Source organism: Oleiphilus sp. HI0086 (assembly GCF_001635225.1).
This window is the reverse complement of record NZ_LWFZ01000896.1, coordinates 1-24,832: the sequence shown is the minus strand read 5'-3', so window position 1 is coordinate 24,832 and position 24,832 is coordinate 1. Positions and strand designations below refer to the sequence as shown.

General features: G+C 44.1%; 25 protein-coding genes and 1 pseudogene. 15 read left to right on the top strand and 11 right to left on the bottom strand.

What is annotated here, in order from left to right:
- From A3756_RS16280 to A3756_RS16255, 6 genes are all read left to right on the top strand, one after another.
- A complete protein-coding gene (locus A3756_RS16280; protein WP_068553940.1) occupies positions 1 to 609 on the top strand; it encodes a hypothetical protein in 609 nt (202 codons plus the stop codon).
- Positions 569 to 1,198, top strand: a complete 630-nt coding sequence (locus tag A3756_RS16275) for a hypothetical protein (protein WP_068750730.1) — start codon at positions 569 to 571, stop codon at positions 1,196 to 1,198. Before A3756_RS16280 ends, A3756_RS16275 begins: the two co-directional genes overlap by 41 nt.
- Positions 1,191 to 1,400 (top strand): hypothetical protein, encoded by a 210-nt coding sequence (locus tag A3756_RS16270; protein ID WP_068553936.1) that lies wholly within the window; start codon positions 1,191 to 1,193, stop codon positions 1,398 to 1,400. The genes A3756_RS16275 and A3756_RS16270 overlap by 8 nt, the downstream gene beginning before the upstream one ends.
- A gap of 21 nt (positions 1,401 to 1,421) precedes the next feature.
- A complete protein-coding gene (locus A3756_RS16265) occupies positions 1,422 to 1,958 on the top strand; it encodes a hypothetical protein (protein ID WP_068553933.1) in 537 nt (178 codons plus the stop codon).
- Positions 1,955 to 2,464: a hypothetical protein gene (locus A3756_RS16260; RefSeq protein ID WP_068553931.1), complete on the top strand. Its 510-nt coding sequence runs from the start codon at positions 1,955 to 1,957 to the stop codon at positions 2,462 to 2,464. Before A3756_RS16265 ends, A3756_RS16260 begins: the two co-directional genes overlap by 4 nt.
- Before the next feature lie 106 nt (positions 2,465 to 2,570).
- Positions 2,571 to 3,074, top strand: coding sequence for a tyrosine-type recombinase/integrase (locus A3756_RS16255; RefSeq protein WP_231875451.1), 504 nt, complete (start codon positions 2,571 to 2,573; stop codon positions 3,072 to 3,074).
- Positions 3,075 to 3,523: 449 nt separating this feature from the next.
- Here the strand turns inward: A3756_RS16255 and ccrA are convergent, their stop codons facing one another.
- From ccrA to A3756_RS16225, 6 genes are all read right to left on the bottom strand, one after another.
- Positions 3,524 to 4,768, bottom strand: coding sequence for a crotonyl-CoA carboxylase/reductase (ccrA, locus tag A3756_RS16250; protein ID WP_068513768.1), 1,245 nt, complete (start codon positions 4,766 to 4,768; stop codon positions 3,524 to 3,526).
- Positions 4,769 to 4,884: 116 nt separating this feature from the next.
- Positions 4,885 to 5,949, bottom strand: coding sequence for a GTP-binding protein (locus tag A3756_RS16245; protein ID WP_082865307.1), 1,065 nt, complete (start codon positions 5,947 to 5,949; stop codon positions 4,885 to 4,887).
- A complete protein-coding gene (locus A3756_RS16240; protein WP_068513771.1) occupies positions 5,930 to 7,951 on the bottom strand; it encodes a protein meaA in 2,022 nt (673 codons plus the stop codon). Before A3756_RS16240 ends, A3756_RS16245 begins: the two co-directional genes overlap by 20 nt.
- A gap of 189 nt (positions 7,952 to 8,140) precedes the next feature.
- Positions 8,141 to 9,829, bottom strand: coding sequence for an acyl-CoA dehydrogenase family protein (locus tag A3756_RS16235; protein ID WP_197469631.1), 1,689 nt, complete (start codon positions 9,827 to 9,829; stop codon positions 8,141 to 8,143).
- Between the two features lie 221 nt (positions 9,830 to 10,050).
- Complete coding sequence (locus A3756_RS16230) at positions 10,051 to 11,163, bottom strand: GGDEF domain-containing protein (RefSeq protein ID WP_068513774.1); 1,113 nt, start codon at positions 11,161 to 11,163, stop codon at positions 10,051 to 10,053.
- 71 nt (positions 11,164 to 11,234) lie between these two features.
- Positions 11,235 to 12,242 (bottom strand): zinc-dependent alcohol dehydrogenase family protein, encoded by a 1,008-nt coding sequence (locus tag A3756_RS16225; RefSeq protein ID WP_068513777.1) that lies wholly within the window; start codon positions 12,240 to 12,242, stop codon positions 11,235 to 11,237.
- Between the two features lie 201 nt (positions 12,243 to 12,443).
- On the opposite strand from A3756_RS16225, the pseudogene A3756_RS28765 reads away from it, so the two are divergent.
- From A3756_RS28765 to phaC, 3 genes and pseudogenes are all read left to right on the top strand, one after another.
- Positions 12,444 to 13,795 (top strand): annotated as a pseudogene (locus tag A3756_RS28765) (acetyl-CoA hydrolase/transferase family protein).
- A 144-nt stretch (positions 13,796 to 13,939) separates the two neighbouring features.
- Positions 13,940 to 14,320 carry a phasin family protein gene (locus A3756_RS16215; protein WP_068511741.1) on the top strand — a complete coding sequence of 127 codons (381 nt, stop codon included), beginning with the start codon at positions 13,940 to 13,942 and terminating at the stop codon, positions 14,318 to 14,320.
- Positions 14,321 to 14,474: 154 nt separating this feature from the next.
- Positions 14,475 to 16,262, top strand: a complete 1,788-nt coding sequence (phaC, locus tag A3756_RS16210; RefSeq protein WP_068513780.1) for a class I poly(R)-hydroxyalkanoic acid synthase — start codon at positions 14,475 to 14,477, stop codon at positions 16,260 to 16,262.
- Between the two features lie 17 nt (positions 16,263 to 16,279).
- Here phaC and A3756_RS16205 read toward each other — a convergent pair whose 3' ends face one another.
- From A3756_RS16205 to A3756_RS16200, 3 genes are read right to left on the bottom strand one after another with little or no spacing between them, the layout of a single operon-like run.
- Positions 16,280 to 16,513, bottom strand: coding sequence for a YacL family protein (locus A3756_RS16205; protein ID WP_197469623.1), 234 nt, complete (start codon positions 16,511 to 16,513; stop codon positions 16,280 to 16,282).
- Between the two features lie 14 nt (positions 16,514 to 16,527).
- A complete protein-coding gene (locus A3756_RS29000; protein ID WP_197469622.1) occupies positions 16,528 to 16,653 on the bottom strand; it encodes a YacL family protein in 126 nt (41 codons plus the stop codon).
- A gap of 20 nt (positions 16,654 to 16,673) precedes the next feature.
- Positions 16,674 to 17,669, bottom strand: coding sequence for a chemotaxis protein CheX (locus tag A3756_RS16200; RefSeq protein WP_068553928.1), 996 nt, complete (start codon positions 17,667 to 17,669; stop codon positions 16,674 to 16,676).
- A 195-nt stretch (positions 17,670 to 17,864) separates the two neighbouring features.
- On the opposite strand from A3756_RS16200, the gene A3756_RS16195 reads away from it, so the two are divergent.
- Positions 17,865 to 18,317: a DUF302 domain-containing protein gene (locus A3756_RS16195; RefSeq protein ID WP_068513781.1), complete on the top strand. Its 453-nt coding sequence runs from the start codon at positions 17,865 to 17,867 to the stop codon at positions 18,315 to 18,317.
- A gap of 1 nt (position 18,318) precedes the next feature.
- On the opposite strand, the gene A3756_RS16190 is transcribed toward A3756_RS16195, so the two are convergent.
- Positions 18,319 to 18,720: a MaoC family dehydratase gene (locus tag A3756_RS16190; protein ID WP_068513786.1), complete on the bottom strand. Its 402-nt coding sequence runs from the start codon at positions 18,718 to 18,720 to the stop codon at positions 18,319 to 18,321.
- Positions 18,721 to 18,835: 115 nt separating this feature from the next.
- Positions 18,836 to 19,978 carry an HD-GYP domain-containing protein gene (locus A3756_RS16185; RefSeq protein ID WP_068513789.1) on the bottom strand — a complete coding sequence of 381 codons (1,143 nt, stop codon included), beginning with the start codon at positions 19,976 to 19,978 and terminating at the stop codon, positions 18,836 to 18,838.
- A gap of 191 nt (positions 19,979 to 20,169) precedes the next feature.
- Here A3756_RS16185 and A3756_RS16180 point away from each other — a divergent pair, with 191 nt between their 5' ends.
- From A3756_RS16180 to A3756_RS16160, 5 genes are all read left to right on the top strand, one after another.
- A complete protein-coding gene (locus A3756_RS16180) occupies positions 20,170 to 21,384 on the top strand; it encodes a CoA transferase (protein WP_068513791.1) in 1,215 nt (404 codons plus the stop codon).
- A 235-nt stretch (positions 21,385 to 21,619) separates the two neighbouring features.
- The gene (locus tag A3756_RS16175; protein WP_068513794.1) at positions 21,620 to 22,159 is read left to right on the top strand and encodes a hypothetical protein; all 540 of its coding nucleotides are present in this window, start codon (positions 21,620 to 21,622) and stop codon (positions 22,157 to 22,159) included.
- A gap of 158 nt (positions 22,160 to 22,317) precedes the next feature.
- Positions 22,318 to 23,400, top strand: a complete 1,083-nt coding sequence (gene prfA, locus A3756_RS16170; protein ID WP_068513797.1) for a peptide chain release factor 1 — start codon at positions 22,318 to 22,320, stop codon at positions 23,398 to 23,400.
- Between the two features lie 29 nt (positions 23,401 to 23,429).
- Entirely contained in the window at positions 23,430 to 24,272 is an 843-nt protein-coding gene (gene prmC / locus A3756_RS16165) for a peptide chain release factor N(5)-glutamine methyltransferase (RefSeq protein WP_068513801.1), read from the top strand.
- A 31-nt stretch (positions 24,273 to 24,303) separates the two neighbouring features.
- A partial coding sequence (locus tag A3756_RS16160; RefSeq protein ID WP_231875555.1) for a ThiF family adenylyltransferase occupies positions 24,304 to 24,832 on the top strand: 529 nt, incomplete at its 3' end.

The window sequence follows — 24,832 nt, the reverse complement described above, 5'->3', positions numbered from 1 at the left end:
ATGATAAAGAAAAAATGTGGTGTGTGTGGGAGCGATTTTGACCCTAGTATTAACAAATTATGTCATACATGTGGTTCTTATAATCGGATTAACTTTGAACTGGCATTTGCTTTGAGCTTGTTTTTCATTTTACCTTCCGCTGCAATTGTGAAAGGGACAGGAAACTTTCTCTACTTATTAACAGGCCTTATAGGTCTAGCTATTTACGTATTTAATATTAGATTTGTAAGAGACAAAGAAAAAACTTTCGGTGTTTTGTTAAGAGCTAAGGAATATAACAACGATTTTGAGGCACTAAAAGCGAATGGTATGGGCCCTTTGAACTTTTTGTACAATCATGGAGATGAGATCTCTGGATTAAGGAAATTAGAAAAATGGTCTGAGTTAAGAACATTGGTTTTCAAAAACGATATGATGGCTGTTCCACTAGAGAATGAAGATCAAGTAAAACAGATTGATATATTGTTGGGTTTTGAGGATGTAATGTCTTGTCTTGAAAAAGAGAATGAACGAATGATGTTATTTATTGATAAATGTCAAAGGTATAACAAAGATCTAATTTCAGATCTTGATAGAAAAGGTATTTATTCAATATCGCCCTTTGATTAGAGGAATATCTGGGGTTGATAGAACTTCCGCTAACGCATCACAGCTGAACTTCATAACGATTGATGAGGGGGCGAGAGCTGAGATTCAATCTGCCTTGCTTCAAGGGTTAGAAGTCACGGTTCATGACAGCCCGATTACGGCAAATGGATGGCAAGGATCAGGTTACTCGATCATTGATACAGAATACGGTGTAGGTGCTTTTAAGATATCTGGTGGAGCTAGTGGCGGTGGCGTTACGCTGCCAGTAGAAATCAATGCAGCTCTCTTCGCAGTTCAATTCGCACTTGAAGAAACATGGGCCTACGTGAGTTATCTCCTTGGTATTCTAAGTAATGAGGCTGGAGCCGTGTTGGGTGCGATTAGTGGCTTTACCTTAGTGGCAAAGATACTAAACAACTCATGCTCTAGTATCGCTAGTTCTGGTTTAAAGATTCTCGCCATCACTCTCGTAGTAACGTCTTTCATGACATCTGTTTTACCGATGCTTGCTGTAGCGACAATAGGTGCAAATGCAGTGACGTTTTTTGGAGCGCTGTTTGGAGCTTTGGCTGCCTTACTACAACATGAAATAGGTAAATCGTGTGACTAAGAGGAATAAAGTAAAGAACCTTATTGGATCTCTGGGTTTGGCTTTGATTGCGATCAGGGCTCTCGTTGTGGGAGATATTTGGCTGCCAAGTACGGTTGTACGAGTATCTGATGACCCAATTTTGTATTGGGTGACAGTTTCTGTGTTGGTCTTAAGTGCAGCGGTTATAAGTGTAAGGGCCGTTAGGGCCAGAATTGAATAATAAGTCTGATTCAGGTAATAGTTGTTATCTTACATAGAGATTTGGACCTCTGCTAACTCATCACAGCTGAACTTCATCACGATTGATGACGGGGCTAGGGCTGAGATACAAGCAGCTCTAGTGCAAGGACTGGAAGTCACAGTTCATGAAAACCCTATTACGGTAAATGGATGGCAAGGCTCTGGCTATGAAATAATAGATCCTGAATACGGTGTTGGGGCATATAAAATATCTGGTGGGGCGAGTGGTGGTTTTCTCGACGATGTAGTTGTATCGAGTATAATTACGTTAATGGGTTACTCTATTGCTCCAATCTTCTTTAGTGGTGGATTGGCATTCGGGCCAATTGCACTGGCGGTACTTGCAGCTGTCAATTTCGGTTTTTGGGTACACTCTATGAGACATGCTGACAGTTATCAGGATTTCAACACTAATAACTTGGTAACTGCATTAGGAATCTCAGGGGGGTATGCTTTATTGAAGTTAGGAGCAAATAGAAAGACGATTCCTCTTATAGTATTTTTTGAGGGACTTCTCTTGGCATGGTCGGCTCCATGAAGAATAAAATTATCTATCTGCTCTTAATGGTTATTGGTTACATTGCACACGTAATCATAGTTACCGGTTTCCTAGGAGGTGAGAACGTAATTGGCAATTATGCGTTCTCATTTTTAACATTAGCAATATCCGCAAGAGCCCAAGGGTACCTGTGCGGTATTTGTTATATGTACAACAAGAGCAGCCGAAGGACAGCGCCATTCTTAGTAGTAGAAAGAATATTGCTTCCGTGTTTTCCAATATACTTATTTGGTATTCCATTCTTGGGTTGGAATGTTGTATCTACGGTTGTTTTAGCGACCTGCGCTGCATCAATTTTTCTTTTTCAGTTCGTGATACGGGATTTAGAGGAGTATTTTTGGTCTATCAGAGGGGGAGTGTTGGCAAAATTGCCTGACAGCGGTGAGGCATCAGTCTTGGATACGAATAAAATATTGATTCAGTTCTATTTCCTGGTACTGGTTCTTCCACTGTTAGGAGTTGTTGTTGGAAGTTTCTATCAGTAGTTCGAGTTAACTTCAGCTAACGCATCACAGCTGAAATTTTGCTGAATTATCAGATTTCTCTATTGTCTTAGTAAAAAGTAGATATTGAAGAGACGTGGAGGTGAAAATGACTTGCTCATCATCACTTTTAGCAATTCGACCGTGGAATAAAGGTGTCCTTGTAGGGCAAAAGCTCCCTCTTAAGCTTGAACAGGTTTGGGCTATTCGGATTAGGCTGGAGGTGGAGAATAATGTGAGAGATCTCGCGCTTTTTAACCTCGCAATAGATAGTAAACTACGAGGGTGTGATTTAGTTAAGCTCCGCGTATATGATGTGTACAATGGAAAAAGCTGCAAGTCTAGAACTCAAATCATACAGAAAAAGACCAAAATACCTGTCAAATTCGAAATAACATCGAAGACGAGGGAAGCTATTTTGGTATTGATTGAAAAGCTGCGTTTAGAGCATGCTACTTACCTCTTCCCAAGCCGGTTTTCTCATAGAAGTCATATATCAACTAGACAATACTACAATTTAGTAAAGAGGTGGGTTGCTGCTATTGGGTTGGATACAAGATTTTACGGAACGCACTCCTTAAGAAGAACCAAAGTAGCCCAGATAAAGACTTAAGGTCCATTCAACTGCTGTTAGGGCACAGGAGTCTTGGAAGTACGGTACGATATTTAGGGGTGGAGCTTGATGATGCCTTAGCATTATCAGAGAGGATTGAAATTTGATGCTGGTTTGTTATCTCTGAAGGTCTGCTTCGTGGTGTCAGTTCAAAACATTGTAGGAGTTATTTTATAAAGGGGGTTTGTTGCGCAGGGAGTAACAGTATCGCTTTGTGCTTCCACTAAATACAAATTTTGGCCGGAAAATCCGCTCCTTTATATGACTGTTGAACGGCGACTTTGTGGAATTTAGAATCACGAGAAATCTTCTTTACATCTCAGGCGGACAAACTTAGGTACCAATTAGCGGTCAATCATTGGTATCAGTAATAAATGTATTGAGAGTGGTGAATCAGGCACAAAAAAAGGCGATCCGAAGATCGCCTTTTGAGTTGTCGCTAATAGAACCTACTTCTCTGCGCCCTGACCAAAGTCAGTTGCACCAACGAGCACAGACATGTTGCCATGAGGGTGTTGGTTTTCATACATTAGCTGATGAGAGTCAGGAAGCTCTTCATAGGTAAAGGTTTTAGATAGGCAAGGGTCGACTTTACCTTCAATTACCAAGTTATTTACGCCGATTGCTTGATCATCATTTGCGAAGTGTGAGCCCTGCAGACGCTTCTGACGCATCCAGTGATAACGCAGGTCTAAGGTCGCGTTGAAGCCGGTAGTACCTGCACAAACTACAACCATACCGCCTGTTTCAGCAACGAAGATAGACGTAGGAATAGTAGTTTCGCCTGGGTGTTCAAAGACAACATCAACACCACGACGCTCGCCAAGGATATCCCAGATAGCTTTACCGAATGCACGCGCACCTTTGCTCCACTTAGCGTAAGCGGACTCATCTTTCCAGTGTGGCATCATGCCCCAGTGGTCGAAGTCTTTACGGTTTAGGCAGCCAACAGCGCCCAATTGCATGCAGTAATCAAACTTACTCTCGTCAGAAACAACAGCGATTGGCTTAGCGCCCATTGCTGCAGCGATCTGAATAGCCATACAGCCTAGGCCGCCAGCGCCACCCCAGATAAGGACAACGTCATCCTTCTTAACGTTGTTTGGTGCCCATGCCATAAGCATGCGGTAAGCGGTTGCGCCCACTAGCATATAAGTTGCCGCTTCTTCCCAGTTAAGGTGCTTAGGTTTTGGTAGGCATTGGTGATCCTGAACTTTAGTGAACTGTGCAAAGCTGCCAAAGTTAGTTTCATAACCCCAAATACGAAAGCTAGGGTCATACATTGGATCGGTACCTTTCTGCTCAGCTTTACAGCCTTTCTGCCAGCTACCACAATGAAGAACAACTTCATCACCCACTTTTACGTTAGTAACATCTTTACCGATTTTATAAACGATACCTGAAGCATCGGAACCACCGATATGGAATTCTTCCGGTTCACCTTGCTTGTTACGCGCGCCGATAACGTCAACCGGTACGCCAAGACCTGCCCACACGTTATTATAGTTAACGCCTGCTGCCATAACGTAAACAAGAACTTCGTCATCTTTGATTTCGGGTGTATCAATGACTTCCTTTTGGAAAGCTTTCATCGGCTTACCAAAGCGCTCTGGGCGGATTAGCCAAGCATTCATTTTTGCAGGAACTTCACCTAGTGGTGGCGCTTCACCGATGTCATATAGTTCTTTAGTCATTTAGTTTTCCTCATGATTTAAATGTCGCTAAATTGTTGTTAGTTTTTAAATTCTTTTGATTGTGTTGTTATTATTGTTTAAATTTTGATTCAAGTTGTTGATATGTATCAAAAAATCTAGTCATGAATCTGATTAATGAATTGGGCAATAATTGTTTTAAATCTTAACTCTTTTTCTTCAAGGCTTCCTGTATGGAGGCCTTTATCCTGAGCGAAGTGCTCGTATACCCCTTCACCGAACTCGCCGTAAGCTTGTTTAATCCACTTATGTAAAAAGTAGTTTTCTTGCTTTTCCAAAGCTTCCTGACTAATAGCTTGGTCGCGATATGCAAGTACGTGATCAGCCAGTTCAGTAATACCTTTGCGCTTTATTGCGCTGGTTAAAAATATATCTTTAACATTTGCTTGCTTTTTATCACCGGCATTTTCTACATAAATACTGGCTAATTTTAGACTCGATTTAAGCAAGTGCAGACTTTTTTTCGCTAAATTATCTTCATCACATTTATTGATGATAAAGGTGTCCGGGACTTCCATGATTCCGGCTTTCATAAACTGAACCTGATCGCCAGCCAATGGCTGCATTACCAGGCAGGTATGGTCGCTAAGTTTCTGAACTTCAATCTCACTTTGGCCGATACCGACCGTTTCAATGATGATCAGATCAAAAATTTTTCTTAGCAAGCGCGTTACGTGGAAGGTTTGCTTACTCATTCCACCCAAGTCTTGCTGCGAGGCTTGAGATCGGAAAAATAGTCGCTTGTCTTTTACCGGGAAAATTGTCCGTGTCCGGTCGCCGAGCAGGGCGCCGCCAGACTCATGGCTAGAAGGGTCTATCGCCAAGACAGCGATCGACATGTCCGAACGCTCTTTAAGCAGCGTTAAGCAAAGCTCGCCGATTAAACTCGACTTACCTGCACCGGGCGTACCGGTAATACCCAAGACCATACCTTGTTTGTCGTTACCAGATTGCTTCTTTTCTAGATAAGAGACAATCTGGTGCCGAGTGACAAAGTTCTGCGTGGTATTTCGCTCAAAGACCGAAATTAGTTGGGCAATTGGCCACTTCTCTAGATTGGCTGCTTGCTCTAACTGCTGCGCGACTTTCTCAGGTAGCTCTGACTGCATTTGTGCAGTCAGTTGATCAAGCGCAAGATCAGGCTTAGTTTGCTTTTTGTGCATTAATGACGTCCATGATCTCGTTCATCACTGCCATTAGGTCAAAATCTTTTGGCGTGAAAATGCGCTTAACACCCTTGCTTTGAAGTGATTCAAAGTCTGGTGTTGGAATAATGCCGCCCAGAATGACAGGAATCGCATCCTTGGCATTATTGTTTTCTAACTCTTCAAATAACTGATCAATAATCTCGTTGTGAGAACCAGAAAGCAATGAAATACCGATCACATCGACGTTTTCTTCCAAAGCCGATTGCACGATATCTGCAGCACTTAAGCGAATACCGAAGTAGATAACATCGAAGCCTGCATGACGCGCTGCAACAGCAATCATTTCAGCACCATTTGAGTGGCCATCAAGGCCCGGCTTGCCAACGACGATACGAGGGCGATAGCCATTCGTTTCGATGAATTGCTCAACTTTAGCTCGAACCTGTTCCAGGGTATCTGACTCGATTGTCAGCGCCTGACCATCAACACCTGTTGGTGGACGGAATTCGCCGAAGGCTTCACGTAAGGTATCTGACCATTCGCCCGTGGTTACGCGCGCTTTTGCACATTCAATAGAGGCTGCCATCATATTTTCGCCATTTTTTGCGGCTTCAGCCAAGGCTTTTAGAGAAGCTTCTACACGGGCGGCATCGCGGCTGGTTCGTGTATTGTTTAAGGCATCAATGGTTTTCTGAGCAGCTTCAGCGTCGACCATAAATATACCGCCGTCACTGTCTCCAACGAGTGGTGATTCAATACCGTCTGTCCACTTGTTCTTACCGACCACAACTTGCTCGCCTTGAGCCAGCTTGCTCATTCGCTCGCCTTGAGAAGAAACAAGAGAAGACTTCATATAACCGGTCTTGATAGCTTCAACACAACCGCCCATATCTAGAATCTTATTAATTTCTGCAAAGGCTTGCTCTTTTAGCTCAGCTACTTTTGATTCGATAACCTTAGAGCCTTCGAATAGGTCAGGGTACTCAAGCAAGTCAGTTTCATAAGCCATAACTTGCTGAAGACGCAGTGACCACTGCTGATCCCAAGGGCGCGGAAGGGATAGAGCTTCGTTCCAGGCAGGTAGCTGAAGTGCGCGACAACGTGCGTTACGGCTAAGTGTCACGCCTAATGTTTCGATCAGAATACGCCATGCATTGTTTTCTGGCTGTTCTTCAGTCAAACCCAAAGAGTTAACCTGAACACCGTAACGGAAGCGACGGTATTTAGGGTTCTTAACACCGTAACGTTCACTGGTGATCTCATCCCACATTTCGCCAAATGCGCGCATTTTGCAGGTCTCTTCTACAAAGCGCATACCAGCGTTTACAAAGTAAGAAATTCGGCCAACGCAACGCTCAAACTCTTCTTCATTGAAGCAGTCACGTTCTTTGATTGCATCCAGAATTGTAATTGCTGTTGTCAGAGCGAAAGCGAGTTCTTGAACAGGCGTCGCGCCGGCTTCTTGAAGGTGATATGAGCAAATGTTTGAAGCATTCCATGAAGGAATGTTGTGCAAGCAGTATTCATACATGTCGACGATAATGCGAATAGAATCTTCTGGTGGGAATATGTAGGTACCACGTGCCAGGTACTCTTTGATCAAGTCATTTTGAGTCGTGCCTTTAAGCTGGCTAATATCTATGCCACGCTCTTCAGCTAAAGCAACATACAAAGATAATAACCACATGGATGTACCATTGATGGTCATCGAGGTGTTCATTTCCTCTAAAGGAATGTTATCGAATAGTACTGCCATGTCATCGAGTGAATTGATCGGCACGCCGACCTTGCCAATCTCGGGTTTCGCAATATCATGATCGGAGCTGTAACCACATTGCGTGGGGAGATCCATTGCAATACTTAAACCCGTCTGGCCTTTTGCCAGGTTATTACGGTAAAGCTCATTGGAGGCCCAAACATTGGTGTGTCCGGCGTAGGTTCTGAAAATCCACGGACGGTCTTTGCTCGGCTTATCTTCTTTATCGTAGATCAGATGCGCTTTATTTTGCTCACTCATGTTACTTCATTCCGATGTGGGTCGATTCCGAGAGTACTTGAGGCTCTGTCCTCGACACTGCATGTCGCTAGTTCAATGTTTATTAGAGATCGGTCAAAGCGTCTTTCAATAGGAAAGTTTTTGAATGATCTCTTTTAGGGTTTGCTTAGCCAGCACAACAGCTTGGCTGGCTGAGAATCAAATCGCAATCTACGCTGCGTTCTCGATTAGGGTTCTGGCAATTACTTTCAGTGCAAGAGTCTCTTCAGCACCTTCAAAGATAGAGAGTACGCGGGCATCAATCCAGTAACGGCTCACTGCTGATTCTTCTGCATAGCCCATACCTCCGTGAATCTGCAATGCCTCACGTGTTAGCCACTCAGAAGACTTACAAGCAAATAGTTTCACTAGGCTGGCTTCCATCTGGCCTTTGCCTTCATCCATCAAACGGCCTACGGCGTAGGTAAACTGGCGCGAAGCGGTCATCAAGGTCGCCATGCGAGATAGTTTGCTTAGGGTAAGCTGGTATTCACCCACAGGCTGGCCAAATACTTTACGTTCTTGTGAGTAGCTGATCGCACGCTCATAAGCGGCTTGCATGAGGCCATTTGCACGTGCAGCAGTTTGGATACGTCCACCAGAGAAACCTGCCATCGTGTAATAGAAGCCTTTACCCAGGCCTTCTTCACCACCTAACAAGTGGCTGTCTGGAACAAAGACATTATCGAAGAATACGTCGAAAGAGTGCATGCCTCGGTAACCGATTGTTGGGATTGCTTTCCCGCTTAGCTTACCGCCACCTTCTTGCTCGTATTCAAAATCATGGCCGTCGAAAGAAGGTTTTTCAACTAGGAACATGCTTAAGCCTTTGTGGCCCAAGCCTGGATCAGGGTTAGTACGCGCTAGTGTTAACAAAACGCCAGCTTTACCGCCAAAAGTACACCATGTTTTCGCGCCGTTAAGTACCCAACCACCGTCAACTTTTTCAGCTTTTAGTTTCATGCCTGCAACGTCAGAACCAAAATCTGGCTCGGTAATGGCAACTGCGCAGGATGGGTCAGCCCAAGCTAGCTTTGGCAGCCAATATTGTTTCTGTTCTTCAGTACCACCGGCCATGAGAGCTTTAGAAAGAATCTCAGGACGTGTAATCAAACTACCTGCTGCGGCTAAAGAGCCACGAGACAGTTCTTCAGTTACAACGATCATGCCCATGTTATCTTCACGGTCGTCTGGCTGTAAGCCGTCGTAGCGCTCTGGAATAGACAAACCGAAACAGCCCATTTCAACCAATGGCTTTAGAATTTCATCAGGAACCATCAAATCTTCGCGATGAATATGCTCTGCTTTTGGCATGACAACGTCTGTTGCAAAGCGCTGGAATGATTCACGCATGATTTCTTTATCTTCATCAAGTAAAGGATCAGTTGTGCAGCCATCTTGACCTAGCATGATTTTACCAAGCTCAACAAGTTTAGCAGTTTGCAGGTAGGTGTCGCAGAAATCCACAACAGCATCGTTGTCAAAGCTTTCAGCAAACTGTTCTTTAGACAAACCAAACTCTCTGGGTTTGGTGGCTAGACGAGCTTTAGTGCTTTGTACGGCTTCAGCACAGAACATCAATGCAATCGTTTCTTCGAGGTAGAGTTCTTCTTGTTCGCCTTTAGAGGCTCTGATTTTTTCAGCGTAATCACAGATTGAGCTAGCGGCTGCAATTTCAGCAGAAGCGTAGGCGAGGTCATAGGATACAACCTGGTATTCGTCTAATTTATGCCCGGAAAGGCGGCCCGTTTCGTTCAAGCACAGGTGCTTGATATGGCTTAGAGAAGTGTTGAGGGCATTCTGCGCGTGGCTGACGACAGCGCGTGCGTTCGAGATTAGCGTTGATGCTTGTCCAGACAAAGGGGAATCTCCTAATGTAAATACGTAGAAAAAAATCTAAAAAAATGGGTGTTAACTATAATTAACCGGCCATAATATAGGAAAAAAAAGGGTAAAAAAAGCTTTTGGCTGAGGCTATATTTTCTTTCGAATGAATTTAGCTGGTTAGTTGGGAAAAGTATTTGTTGCCAGGTCTATATCTAATTGGTACTACTTATAAATTAAGCTGGCGTGTGCTGACTTCAGGAAAGTGCATAATATTGGTTTCTACCATGCTCTTTTGCGTAATAAAGTGCAGTATCCGCTTCTTTTACTAACTCGCTTCGGTCATTACGAAAATTTGGTGTCGTGGTTGCACCACCAATGGAGCAGGTAATATTGATGACTTGACCATCTATTTCGAACTCTAAGTCTGATACTGCCTTAAGCATGCGCTTGGCAATATTCTCGGCACCATTTTTGTTTGTATTAGGTAGCAAAACGATAAACTCTTCACCGCCGTAGCGTGCGACGCAGTCAGAAGGTCGGGCAACCTCATCGTTGATCGCTTTGGCTGTTTTCTTCAAACAGTCATCGCCAAACATGTGACCATAGTTATCATTGAGGTTTTTGAAGAAATCCAGGTCAATCATAATGAGACTTAATGGGCAGGACATTCGCGAGCAGCGTTTCCACTCTTTACTGTATTCTTTATCAAAGAACATTCGATTCTTTAGCTGTGTGAGCGGATCTGTGGTGCTTAATTGTTCCATGAGCTCAGCCCTCTCTTCTGCAACCAAGTGATTGGTAATCGCAGACCAGTAGTCGTTATGGCTCGCTTTGGAAGAGGTGAATATGTAAGTCAGGCAGATACTGCATAACAAGGCATACATTAAGTTGCTGGTACTGCCATCATGAATCAAGGCGCCAATCACGGGCAGAAGCATAAAGATAGGGTAGAGAGTCCGGATTTCCGAAGATATGCTCAGTGTACTAGCACCGCCGACAGTGAAGGCGGGGGTAATAATTAAAATAGCGGTTTGCATCACTGTTAAACTGTCATCATAGATAACCCAGGCCGACATGCAGCCCCAATGAAGTGCTGCACCAAGAATAGTGATGACAAGCCATTGATGTAAGACGGGAATGTTAGGTGAGGGGCTACGGTTAAGTATTAATAGATGAGCAATTCGCAAGGCAGCAAATAATATGATTAGCCCCGTGTTTAGATAGAGAAAGCTGGGGTTGACTTGATCAAGGTTGAAGGTAAAAGCCAGAATTACCCAAACACCAAAATAGGTTAATATGCCGCTCTTTGCTCTATTCGTCAGGTCAGCTAAAGCATGGCTTTGCAGTTGTTGATGGTAATGAGGCATTTTTTATTCTGGCCTTCCGGTTTATCTTTATTATTTGCGTCTATATATCTGGCAGTATAAAGCATTCCTTACTAGGGCGTGATAATAATTTTCCCAATATGCTTATTAAGAGACAAGGTTGAAAAAGCTGACTGATAATCGGACAAACTAAAGGATTGAGCAATAACTGCTTGTAGATGACCTTCGCTAAATCCGCGACGAATTGCAGTAATGGCTCTTTGCTTCTGTTGCTCCTGTTCTAGTGTCTGGTCGACCGTATAGCCTTTTAGCGTCAACAAGCGCTTCATCAATACACCTGCGTGAATATCCATGGGCCGCCTGTCGAGCATTCCCTGAATTACAATTCTACCGCCTCGTGTTGAGGCTTTTACCAGGCCATGTGTGCCAGGGCCTGCCACGGCATCAAATACCAGGTCGCTTCCTTTTCCCTGGGTTATGCTCATCACTTCTTCGGCATATTTGAGGTTAGCTTCATCATCTCTGTCTTGGACGATGACATGCGGTGCGCCGAGTTGGCTCAGTATTTCTGCCTTTTCTTGACTAGTTGTGGTGGCTATGGGGTTTGCGCCAATCATGTTGGCGATTTGGGTAGCCGCGATACCCACGGAACTTGATGCTGCGGTGATAACGACATTTTCACCCGGTTTGAGGCCTCCCGCTTCAATCAAGCCTCCCCAGGCAGTGAAGTAGGCCATCCAGATTGCGCCACAGTGTTCATCGGGTACCGAGTCAGGGCTCGGTATGAGCGATGCTTCGTTATAGGCTCCATATTCTGCCAGTGTGCCTTGTGAATGAACATCAAAGCTCATTGGGCATAGGGCCACTTTGTCACCTAGCTTAAAGTTACTTTTACCGTCAGCTGGTAATGCGTCAACAATCCCGGCGGCTTCGAAGCCTAACCTGCTTCCTGGGTTTGGCTTGATAAAGTAGCGGTTTTGACAGAATAGAAGGTCGCCTCGATTCAAACCAATGGAGCGTATTCTTACTCCTACCTGGCCTGGTAACGGGGCTGGTTGATCTTGTTCTATCAGTTCAAGGCTATCCAGGTTTGGTGGAGAGCTTATGCTTAGGGCTTTCATAGTTTGGCTGTTCACGCTAGAAGGGTCGTTAATTTGGTGCAATATTGAAGCTGATGTTGCTCAAAAAAGCTATAGGTTTTTAAAAGACATAAGCAGCTGAAATCACACCTGTAAGAAATAATTCACTAAACTAACACGCCGCCTTAAGAATGTTTGTTCAAACTGGGTTTACAGTAAAAGAATCTTAAGGGGAGTAGCAAGATGCTTGAAGCCGTTTATCAATCGAAGAAAATTTCCAAGGAGCAGCTTTCCGGGCAGATGCTTGGCGTATCAAACCTGATACTGGGAATGAGTGTTGCCATGCCGCGTCTACTTCTTAGCTGGCTAAGTGAATGCGCTGAACAAGAGCGAGTTGCGCCGTTTAATTTGTATTACATGCACGGCTCAGAACATCTACGTAATACGCTTCTTAAACCGTCTTTGTCGGGGAGGATCTCGCCCAGGCCATTATTCTTAAGCGCCTCAGACCGACAAGCGCTGGCTGAGTCAAAAGATGAAGCATGGATGCAGTTTGTACCGACTAATTTTCATCAGGTTGGACGTTTGCTGACTGCCCATATATCACCGGATTGTTTTATGGTGACAGTCTCAAGTATGGATAAACACGGTTATTTTAGTCTGGGGACTAATGCCGACTATGGCGCGAGTGTCATTCGTAAAGCCAGGCGAGTGGTGTTTGAGGTTAACTCGAATATGCCTAAAACGTTTGGTGAATGTACCATTCATATTTCCGAGATTGATGCACTGGTCGAACATGATGAGGCTCTGTGCGAAACGCAATTATCTGAGCCTGGTCCAATAGACAAGATAATTGCCAGTCAGATTGCAGAACATATCCATGATGAAGATACATTGCAGATGGGAGTTGGTGGTGTGCCAAATGCGGTGCTCGGAATGTTAGATAGCCACCGAAATTTAGGCCTGCACTCTGAGTTGTTTTCGCCCGCGATGGTTAGGTTGATTCAGTGGGGAGTTCTGACCGGTAAGAAAAAATCCTGGATGCAGCACAAGCACGTGTTTACCTTAGCTTTGGGTGACAAAGCGATGTATGACTTTATGGATGATAACCCTTCGATCGTTGGTTATCCTGCTTCCTGGGTGAATAATCCGGCAGTGATCAGTAAGAACAATAATATGGTTTCTGTAAACGCTGCAATCGAAGTTGATTTGACGGGGCAGGTGAATGCAGAGCATATGAATGGTCAGCAGTTTTCAGGCACCGGAGGGCAGTTGGATTTTGTGAGGGGGCTTATATGGCCGAGAATGGCCGTTCTTTTATCGCGCTTCATTCTACAGCAAAAAAAGGTCAGGTGAGTCGAATTGTCCCACGCATAGAGGGTGGGGCTGTGACCGATACCCGTATGGATACGCATTATATTGTGACGGAAAATGGCTGTGTAGATTTAAAGGGTAAATCTTTAAGTGAAAGGGCTGAGCTACTAATACAGCTGGCGCATCCCAGGTTTCAGCAAGAGTTGATCGATAGTGCCCGAGCAATGGGGGCTTTGGGAAAAAGTGGGCGAAAGTTGCCCGGTGCAGAAATTGCTTCATAGTTAAAGAGAGGGACGCTTTTATGACTTGGGTCATTGAGGATTATTCCTTTCTAGTATTACAATCGAATAGAAATATCTCTGACATAAAAGTGTCTTAATATGCCAAGGATATGTTTTGTTAAACCCAGTGATGAGGATAGGGAATTGAATACAGATTTTTTGAAAGATCTAAACGAAAAAGCAAAGGAATCACTGGCGCCTATGAGTAAAGTTGGTGAGTTAATGACCAGCTCTATGCAGGAAACCTTCAAAGCACAAATGGAGTCGGCGAAAAAATATTCAGACTTTGCATCGGCCCGTTTTAAAGCATTTACCGAAGTAAAGGACCCTGAGTCTTTACAGGATTTCTTTAAAGAGCAGATGGAAGCTTTTGGCGAGCTAAACGAGCAGATGATGACTGATATTCAAGCACTTAGCGATGCTGGAAGTAAGTTTCGTGAAGAGTTGGAAGAAATTATGAAGTCGGCTTCAGAGCCCAAAACTGAAGCAAAACCAGCTGCTAAAGCGACAAGTAAAGCAAAGTAGTGGTATGACAATGAAGGCCAGTACTACTTAGCAGTTCTGGCCGTTCATGACTTTTTTCGCAGGCACTTTCTCCATACCGCTATCTATACCTCTAGATTGGGTATTTAGCCCTTTTGGCTGCCTGTTCTATAAGAATAATTAGGAACACGCTCTTATGACGAAAAACCTTTTTGATAATCCCTATTGGAAAATGAGTGCCAAGGCAATGGAAGAAAGCCAGCGCGCTTTAACTTACCTTTCAACTCAATTGAATGAAGAGCATGGTAGCTTGCAGGCTGTTGCCAGTGATGCTACAGAGTCTTATCTAAAGTATGTCCAAGAGGTTGTAAAGCATCCTTGGGAAACGACAAAGCAAACGGCAGACTTGGGCAAGAATTACTTTCGTGTCGTTAAGTCGGCTTTATCGCAGGTTGCGGGTCGAGAGGTTGAGCCGGTCGTTGAGGCGGAAAAAGGAGATTTTCGATTTAGTGATGAAGGCTGGGTTGAAAACGCTTATTTTAACTTTATCAAGCAAGCTTATTTGGTGACCGGTCGTGCATGGTTAGATAGCATTAATTCTATGCCAGGCCTTGATGATAAAACGCGTAGCAGAGCAGAGTTTTTTGTCAGGCAGCTCGTTAATGCCGCATCACCTTCAAACTACATTCCTACAAACCCAGAGCTTTTAAGTCTTACGATTAAAACTCGCGGTGCCAATCTGGTGCAGGGCTTTGAGCGCTTTGTAAAAGACTTGGAAAAAAGTGCTGATACCTTAAAAATCACCATGACGGATGATGAGGCCTTTCAGCTAGGTGAAAATATTGCGACCACCAAAGGAAAGGTTGTTTATCGTTGCGAGTTGTTTGAGTTGATTCAATACTCTCCGCTTACCGATAAAATCACTGAGACGCCTTTGCTGATCATTCCACCTTTCGTCAATAAATTCTATATTCTCGATTTATCAGAAAAGAATTCCCTCGTGCGATGGGCGGTAGAGCAGGGGCAGACCGTCTTTATGGTGTCTTGGTTGAACCCGACTGAAAAAGAGCGGAATATCGGTTTCGACCGCTATGTCACCGACGGTGCATTACATGCTCTAGAAGTGGTTGAAAAACAAACGGGGATCCGTGAAATCAATGCGGCGGCCTATTGTATTGGCGGCACCTTATTAATGACTACGCTAGCCTATATGGCTGCGCGTAAGCTAAAGCCTCGTGTTAAGTCAGCAACGCTTTTTACGACCTTGACAGATTTCTCTGATCCGGGAGATATTGGTGTATTTATCGATGACCATACGATTAAAGCGATAGAACATCAGAATAATCAAAAAGGCTACTTCGATGGCAGAGTGATGGCGGTTTCATTCAGCAAACTGCGTGAGAACTCTCTGTATTGGAATTACTATATCCAGAACTATCTAAAGGGTGAGTCTCCGACGCCTTTTGATCTTTTATACTGGAACTCCGATAGTACTAATATCACCGGTGCTTGTCATAACGAGATGCTGCGAAAATTCTATATGGAAAATCGTTTGGTTAAACCAGGTGCTTATGCGGTCAATGGCACCAAAATAGACTTGTCCAAAATAGAAGTACCTTTGTATTTTATCAGTACCCATCAAGATCATATTGCCAAGTGGCGTGTTACCTATGAAGGTGCCAAAATCTGCAAAGACAACGCAACCTTTGTGCTGGGTGAGTCCGGTCATATAGCGGGTATTGTTAACCCTCCAGCGAAGAAGAAGTATTCTTACTGGACGAATGAGAATATTGTTGACGATGCGGATGAGTGGCTCGCGGCGAGTGAGCACCATAAAGGCAGTTGGTGGACACATTGGAACGACTGGCTCCAGCCCTATAAAGGCGAAGAGATCGAAGCTCGTTTGCCCGAAGCAGGAAAGCTTGAAGTCTTATGTGATGCCCCTGGTACCTATGTAAAACGTAAGCTTGGTGTGATGAACTGATAGAAGAAACTATCGTTCTAGGGCAGGCTTTTGTTTTTAATAAAACGCTGCCATTCTAGCAAGGCTTGTTGGAAGTCAAGTAAACCACATTCTGCCTGGAGCTCCTGGTCATATAATTCTGTATTTTCAGGAAGCTCTTCGTAGACCTCATAACCGAGAGCGTTCGCAAGAACTTCTGCTCCCACTTTGTCTAACCTGAGTTGAAATTCAGAGCCTTGAAAGTGGTATTGAGTGATTTGTCCTTTTTCCACTTTGTCTATTATTGTTAAACCTCGTCAATTGCGACGATAGTCTTTAGCTCCATATTGAAGTAAGTAGCGATAGCTTCATGGCCGCTAGAAAATAGGGCTTGCGGCTGGGAACTCTCATCAAACAAAAACTCGTAATCCAATTTTGGCCTCTGTTGTTTGATTAAAACATTTCCAAATCACCATTTTCAACCAGGTGCTCTACAATTTGATCGTTTTCAGTAAACTTTTCAGGTGACCAGCTAAGGTTGAAGATAAGGCGTTGATAGATGGTGATTTCATCAAAGCGGAATTTAGGGTCGATCAGCTTAAACTTAAAGCATAGTTGAGGCTCGGTTGAACCAAAGGACATATGTTTTTGAGAGTGGTTTACCAGCGTTGGGACATAAATACGATTGCCTTCTAAACTCTCAACGGAAGAGAAGTAGCAAGAGCGTGCTTTACCCCAAATCAGGTTGGTGGCTTCGTTGAGAATCGAGTTAATATCATTGCGATTCGGACGCATTGAATGAATGGCAGTTGCGTCAGAGCGAATTAAATCAGTGATTTCCTTTTCAGTGGTCTGCAGCATCATATAACCACGGCACCAGTCACTTTCCAAAGGAATCAGTGTGAACAATTCACCATAGATTAATTGGTCTTTTACCAGGTAGGGGTAATCACAATGAACTTTTACCCCGGGGATCAGGCTTTCAAATACTTGAGTAGAGATCTCCTGAAAGCCCTTGGCCAACTCCAGAGGGTAATACATGCTACAAATATACTCGTTGATCAAACCGTTAAGTTGGTCAATGTTGTTGTTTTCATAGCTGCCAGCAATCGCTTGAAGGACTTCAGGAGAAAGTTCTTTACGCGTTACTCTGCGTAAAAATATCGGTAGTTCAGGACGTTTGCGGTGAATCTGGAGGCACAAATCTAAACCACTTACGCCACTACTATCAGGCGCTTCGGTCAGGAATACACTGCCCAGGTCGAGATTTGACGACAGGACTTCGTCAAACTCACTCGACGCGCCTTCGAGACCGATATGGTCGTCCTCGGTTTTGACTCTTAAACCAACCAAATTATTTTCAATGCAAACATCTTTTAACAAGGTCAATGACGTTTTTTCGAACTCGTGTACAAGTACTTTACTGACAATTTTTGTGTCCTTGCTCATCCATACCTCGTTTAAAACGGACCTGAGAATTAACAAATTTGAAACTGCATTTGATGCTACAACAGTATAGTGTACAAATAAGGCTAGCGAGTAAAATTATCAGATTGAGCCGCTTGTGCTCGAACTTGAGTGTGCTACCTTATATGCTATTAACCAGGAGTCGCTTAAGTACATAGATAATAAAAAGGAAAAATTATGAAAAGTATAATGTTGATGGTCCTATGCGGCTTTTTGGCTTCATTCAGTGCTATCGCTTCTGAAGGCCTGGTATCACTTGAAAGCCCGTATACAGTGAAGAAAACTGCCGACCGATTTGAATCAATTATTCTGGCGAAAGGTCTAAGTTTGTTTGCAAGAATTGATCACAAGGAAAATGCGGAAAGCGTTAATTTGGCTATGCCCGAGACGGAGCTTATTCTTTTTGGTAACCCAAAGGTAGGAACACCTCTAATGAACTGCGCGCCAGCGGTAGCAATCGATTTACCGCAGAAAGTAATGATTCAAAAGGATAATGATAATAAGGTCAGAATTTCATACAACAATCCGGAGTATTTACAGAAGCGTCACGATATTCAAGGTTGTGACCAAGTCATATCTAAAATCGCCGCAGTACTGAATAAGCTGAGTACCGCAGCAATTAGTCAATAATTTAGCCAGCAAACATAACAACCGCTTCGCCTTCGATCACGGTTTCTCCCTGATCGTTTACACAGAGGGTGCTAAGCGTAATGATGGGCTTATCATTACGTATGTTGATAATCTCTACTGTTGCAGTGACTTCCTGATTAATAAATATTGGTTTCTTGAATTTTAAGTCCTGCCCCAAGTAAATGGTACCTTCTCCGGGCAGGTGTTTTCCTAACAAACCAGAAAAAAGGCTTGAAACAAGCATCCCGTGGACTATTTGTTTACCAAATGGTGTCTTGGCTGCATAGTCGGCGTCAAGGTGGACCGGGTTGAAGTCAAGTGATAACTCTGCAAAAGCATTTACTTCTGCTTCAGAAAAACGTTTGCTGATACTTGCGCTTTGGCCAAGACTAACTTTCGACATACTTGTTTTATTCCCTTAATGCTTGTTGTGAGTGATGAGCCGGTAGTGACTAGCTCGATATTAGTTTGTCTACATTAAAAAAAGGTGACACTGATAGACGTCAAGCCAAGGGTATTTAGCCAATAATATTTTCTTTGAATTGTCGTTGGATTTCTTCGACTAGCTCGCGATTTTTAATTAGTGCATCAACGCATTCCCTATCCAGCTTAGTGCCAGCCATGGCGTCAATTTTTGCGAAAGCATCATCGTTTGACCAAGCTTTTTTATAAGGTCTCTCACTGGTTAGTGCGTCAAAGACATCGGCTACTGCGACAATTCTTGCCTCGATAGGGATATCTTGGGCAACTAGCCCATCAGGGTAGCCGGAACCGTCGTAGGCTTCGTGATGGTGGTGGGCGATATTTTTCAGAATGTCGATGTAGTTGAGGCTATCTAGGCTGAAGTTTTCTAACAGCGTATCGATTAGCTCCTTGCCTTTCTCTGCGTGAGATTTCATGATCTCGAATTCTTGATCATCTAACTTTCCTGGCTTTAAGAGTACAGAGTCGGGAATACTAATCTTGCCAATATCATGCAAAGGTGAGAACAGGAAAATATGCTCGACAAACTGGTCGTCAAAACCATATTTATGCGCCAGCTCGTCAGCGATTAGTCTTGAAAATCGGGACATTCGGTCGATGTGCATTGCTGTTTCAGGGTCACGATGGTGAGTGAAATTCATGGCGCTTCTGACAGTTGCTTGTAAGGTACCTACCACATCTTGTTCATGGGATACCAGAAGAACGAGCATGTGAGCTGTCATATCCAGGTCTACCAAGGTGCTTTCTTCAAAGACGTTTTTTTCGAAGGAGTTAAAAAATATAAAGCCGATAAATTGCCCATCTTGATACATTGGAAATGTATAGCTAGAGCCGAAATGACTCTTTTCTAATACTCTCGTATGGGTATTCTGGCCGTCAGAAAAAATTTCCATATTGTTTACGACTCGTGGATTCCCACTCTTGATTATCTCTATCAGGGAAGGGGCATCGCTTAAACTTGCTTGATAGTGAGTCAAAGGGCTTTCGTGTTCGCTGCTCCAAGCAAAGGTTTTAAGGGTATCGGTTTTCGCATCAAACAAGGCGACGGCGATACGGTCAATATAGTGATGCTGATGTTTTAAGTGCCCATGGAGTAGCCGCAACTTTTCAAGTAAAGGGCTACTGGAGCCTAATTTCTTTAAGGGGTCTTGGTGACTGTATACGCTTGGTTTGTCCATGTTTCATCTTTAGCTCGTTCAAGTCGTTAGTTCTAGTATAGACGAGCTGGGTCAAGCGAAAAGCAAAAAACTAAATTGGTTACAAATCTGAACTTTGTTCCGAGTGGATTTAGCGGCTAAGCTGGTTTATTCTTCGCGTCATATATAGTTTCTTAATAATTTATTACAAAATAACCTAACAGGATGTCAATATGAGTTCGATTCTATCGGGGATGCGAGTGGTTGAAGCCTCTGCATTTGTCGCTGCGCCTCTTGGAGGAATGACTTTAGCTCAACTTGGAGCGGACGTCATTCGAATAGATGCGATAGGGGGGGGGTTGGACTATCGTCGCTGGCCCGTTACAAAAGATAATGTCAGTCTGTTTTGGGCAGGGCTAAATAAATCTAAGCGTTCGGTAGCGATCAACTTTAGGTCTCCAGAAGGTTCAGAACTCGCTAAGCAAATTATAACCGCGCCTGGCAAAGAAGCGGGAATGCTATTGACAAACTTTCCACCTAAGGGTTGGTTGTCTTATGAGGATCTTAAGGCAATTCGTCCAGACATGATACAGCTCACCGTTCAAGGCGATAGGCATGGTGGCTCGGCTGTAGACTATACGGTTAACCCGGCCATTGGCTTACCGTTTTTGACAGGCCCCTCTGATAGTAACTCGCCAACGAATCACGTACTTCCTGCCTGGGATCTGGTGACAGGACAGATGGCTGCACTGGGCTTGTTAGCTGCAGAGCGTCATCGTTATCGCACAGGTGAAGGACAGCACACTAAGATTGCTTTGGCTGATGCGGCCATGGCAGTGATGGGGCACTTAGGATTTATTGCTGAAGCGCAGTTAGGAGAAGAGCGTCCACGTTATGGAAACTATCTCTTCGGTGCGTTTGGACGAGACTTTACGACATCTGATGGCGAGCGTGTCATGGTGATTGGCTTGACCAAACGCCAGTGGAAGTCCTTGTGTATTGCTACAGAAACAGCTGAAAAAATGGACCAGCTAGCGGCAACGCTAGGACGTGATTTTTCTCAGGAAGGTGCTCGCTTTGAGTCTCGTGATGAGATTTCGGCTTTATTTTCTGACTATATTTCTAAGCGCAGTTTTAAGGATATTGAGTCTCGCTTCAATGAAAACGGAGTTTGTTGGAGTAAGTATCAAACGGTTAAGGAAATGGTAGATAGTGACCCGGAATGCTCGCTAGACAATCCAATGTTTAACCAAATTGATCAGCCTGGTGTTGGTTCATTCAGAGCAGCAGGAGCTCCTTGGAACTTCTCGGCATTTGAACGCCAGCCTGCGCAACCGGCGCCAAAACTAGGGCAGCAAACCGATGAAGTGCTTTCTGAAGTGGTTGGTTTGAGTAGTGCTGAAATTGGCCGCTTACACGATGCGGGTATCGTTGCAGGGCCAGAGTAGCGTCTAATCCAAACCTTTTTCCTTAAGTGTGTACTATTGGGGCCAGAGTAAAACAAACGCCTTTACTCTGACCCAATTTGAAGATGCTTATACCCTGTTGTTTCTAAAGAAATTTTATGGACTTCCAGGGGGCATTATTTTTATTCCATAATACTATAAAAATCCTAAGGCGGCTTTGATTCATTCGGCTATATTAGTAGGGATAGTAATACTTATGGAATAGAAAGGAGTCAAAATGCCCCAAGCAGGAAGCGCCCTGGAGCCCTTACACCTATTATTTAAAGAAACATGTATTGACGTTTTCGCAAGCATTCAATGCGAATTGGAAATTGTAGAGTCGGCAAAAGAGGTCTTGGCCCTGCCTTGCGCATTTATCGAAGCGCTTTCCGATGACCTGGAGCTGAAATTACTACTACGAGGCCCTGTCTCCATTCTAAGAGAAACTTATCCAATTAAAGGTGATGCCGAGTTTGTTCAAGCTCATGAGATTGAAGACTGGATTTCCGAATTGGCTAATCGTTTTATGGGGGCGCTCAAAAACAAACTCATCGATTATCAGCACTACCTGCAACTCGGCACCCCTCAAAAGCAGTTTGGCATTCGGCTTGATGAATTGCTTGACGAAGGTTTTTCGATGTTAACGCTTAACTTTCAAAGTGGGCGAGAAGTCTTTGAATGTAGTTTGCACACAAAAGTATTAAATCAAAATTTGTCCTTTGAGTATAAAGAGCCTGAAGCCGATCCTTTTGATGATGGCGAGCTAGAGATGTTCTAAATCTTTCTACAAGAGCTAGCTTTTGTTTCGCGCCGCTATTTTTGCTAAAATGCCGCGCAATTTCCTACATATTGAATTTTTGTGACCTTACTTTATCAAAAGCGTTTGTTCTTCAGGCTTTATAGTTAAGTTAAGGTCATCTAGCTGGTTACTATTCCATGAAAGAATCCTTATTGCTTCGTTTAGACAGTATTTCTGAACGTTACGAAGAATTAGCAGCTCTTATGAGCGACCCTGATGTGATCACAGACCAGAATAAATTTCGCGACTTTTCAAAAGAGTATGCTGAAATTGAGCCGGTTGTGAAATGTTACGCTAGCTACAGACAAGCTCAGGACGACATCGAAGAAGCCAACATGCTGATGAATGATGGTGATGCCGATATGCGCGAGATGGCTCAAGAAGAGCTGAAAGAGGCAAAGTCTTCTTTGGAAACTCTTGATAAGGAGTTGCAGACTCTCTTGTTACCTAAAGATCCGAATGACAAGAATAACGTTTTCTTGGAAATTCGAGCGGGAACCGGTGGTGATGAGGCGGCAATTTTCTCTGGGGATTTATTTCGCATGTATTCTCGTTATGCTGAGAAGAAAGGCTGGAAGGTTGAAGTGGTTAGCGAAAACCTGGGTGAGCACGGTGGTTATAAAGAAGTGATTACACGGCTTGTCGGTGAGGGTGTATATGGGAGCCTGAAGTTTGAGTCAGGAGCTCATCGTGTACAACGTGTTCCAGAAACCGAATCGCAAGGCAGGGTTCATACTTCGGCTTGTACGGTGGCTGTGATGCCGGAAATTGATGCTGTGGATGAGATCGAAATCAATAAGGCTGACTTGCGTATCGATACCTTCCGGGCTTCGGGCGCCGGTGGTCAGCACGTCAACAAAACGGATTCGGCTATTCGTATTACCCACTTGCCAACAGGTGTGGTAGTTGAGTGTCAGGACGAACGATCACAGCATAAGAATAAGGCTCGCGCTCTATCTTTGTTGCAATCGAGGCTACTGACGGCTGAACAGGAAGCGCATGCTCAAGAACAATCAGATCAACGAAAAAGTCTCGTAGGTAGTGGTGACCGTTCTGAGCGAATCAGAACCTATAACTTTCCTCAAGGTCGCATGACTGATCATCGAATTAATTTGACGCTCTATAAGCTAGCTGAAGTTATGGAAGGTGATTTGGACCAGGTGTTACAGCCTTTATTGCAAGAGCATCAGGCTGAATTACTCACTTCTATGGGTGAGTAATAAGTAGATATAGCTTATTGGAGTTTGATATGAGCCATCAACTGACTATTTCAGAGGCGATGGCAAAATCCCTCGAATTGACAAGCAGTTCGGCATCTTTGGATGTTGAGCTGCTCTTATGTCACGTGCTCGATTGCGAGCGTGCTTATTTACGGACCTGGCCTGATAAAAGTCTGGATCAAGACCAAACCGAGCACTTTCTTTCTCTTGTTTCACAACGCCAAAAAGGGCGTCCTATTGCCCACCTAATTGGTCAGCGAGATTTTTGGACTCTAAATTTAAAGGTTAATGAGCATACTCTCATTCCAAGGCCTGATACCGAAGTGCTTGTTGAAAGGGCTTTGAATTTGCCGTTGGATAAGTCCGCCATTTCAGTACTTGATCTCGGAACGGGCACGGGGGCGATAGCCTTGGCATTAGCTAGTGAGCGTCCAGCATGGCAGGTCAATGGTGTTGACCGTTTTCCAAAGGTCATTGAGCTAGCAAGGCAAAACGCAAACTTGAATAGCCTTCCTCATGTTGAGTTCTTCTGCAGCGATTGGTTTTCCGCATTCCGGGAGCAGCGTTTTTCTCTGATTGTTAGTAATCCTCCCTATATCGATGCCAAAGATAAGCACCTGCGTGAAGGGGATGTTCGATTTGAGCCTGCTTCTGCTCTGATTGCTGAAGATCAGGGGATGGCCGATATCAAAAAGATTACGCATGATGCGCGTGAGTTTCTCGAAGCAGGTGGCTGGCTACTTTTTGAACATGGCTATGACCAGGCAGAGCTTGTTAGGTCAGTACTGAAAAAAGCGGGTTATCAGCAGGTCGAGACAAGTAAAGATTATGGCGGTAACGATCGTGTTACCCAGGGCCAATGGACTGGGTAAGACTAGTTTTATATCTGTATAGAGGTGAATTGTGAGCGAGCAGCAAAGTCGCGAAGTTTATCAAGAGTTAAGTGATCCGGAGTTATTGCGATATAGCCGGCAGATCATGTTGCCTAAATTCGATGTTGCGGGGCAGTTGGCGCTCAAGAATGCAAAAGTACTTATTATTGGTGCGGGTGGCTTGGGTAGCCCGGTTGCGATGTATCTTGCAGCAGCAGGTGTTGGCTGCATAACTATCGTTGATGATGACCATGTTGATGTTTCCAACTTGCAGCGCCAAATTCTACATGGCGAAAGCTCGTTAGGAAAAATGAAAGTAGACTCCGCGGCTGAAATGCTTGGCAATATAAACCCTCATGTTGAAGTGAAGGTACTTGCCAAACGTCTGGATGAGGAGGGGTTACGGTCTGCTGTCGCCAGAGTTGACTTGGTTTTGGACTGCAGCGACACATTCACAACTCGATTCTCGGTCAATAGAGCATGTGTCGAAGAAGCAAAGCCTCTAGTGTCTGGTGCCGCGATTCGAATGGAAGGGCAGGTAAGTGTTTTCGATATGCGTG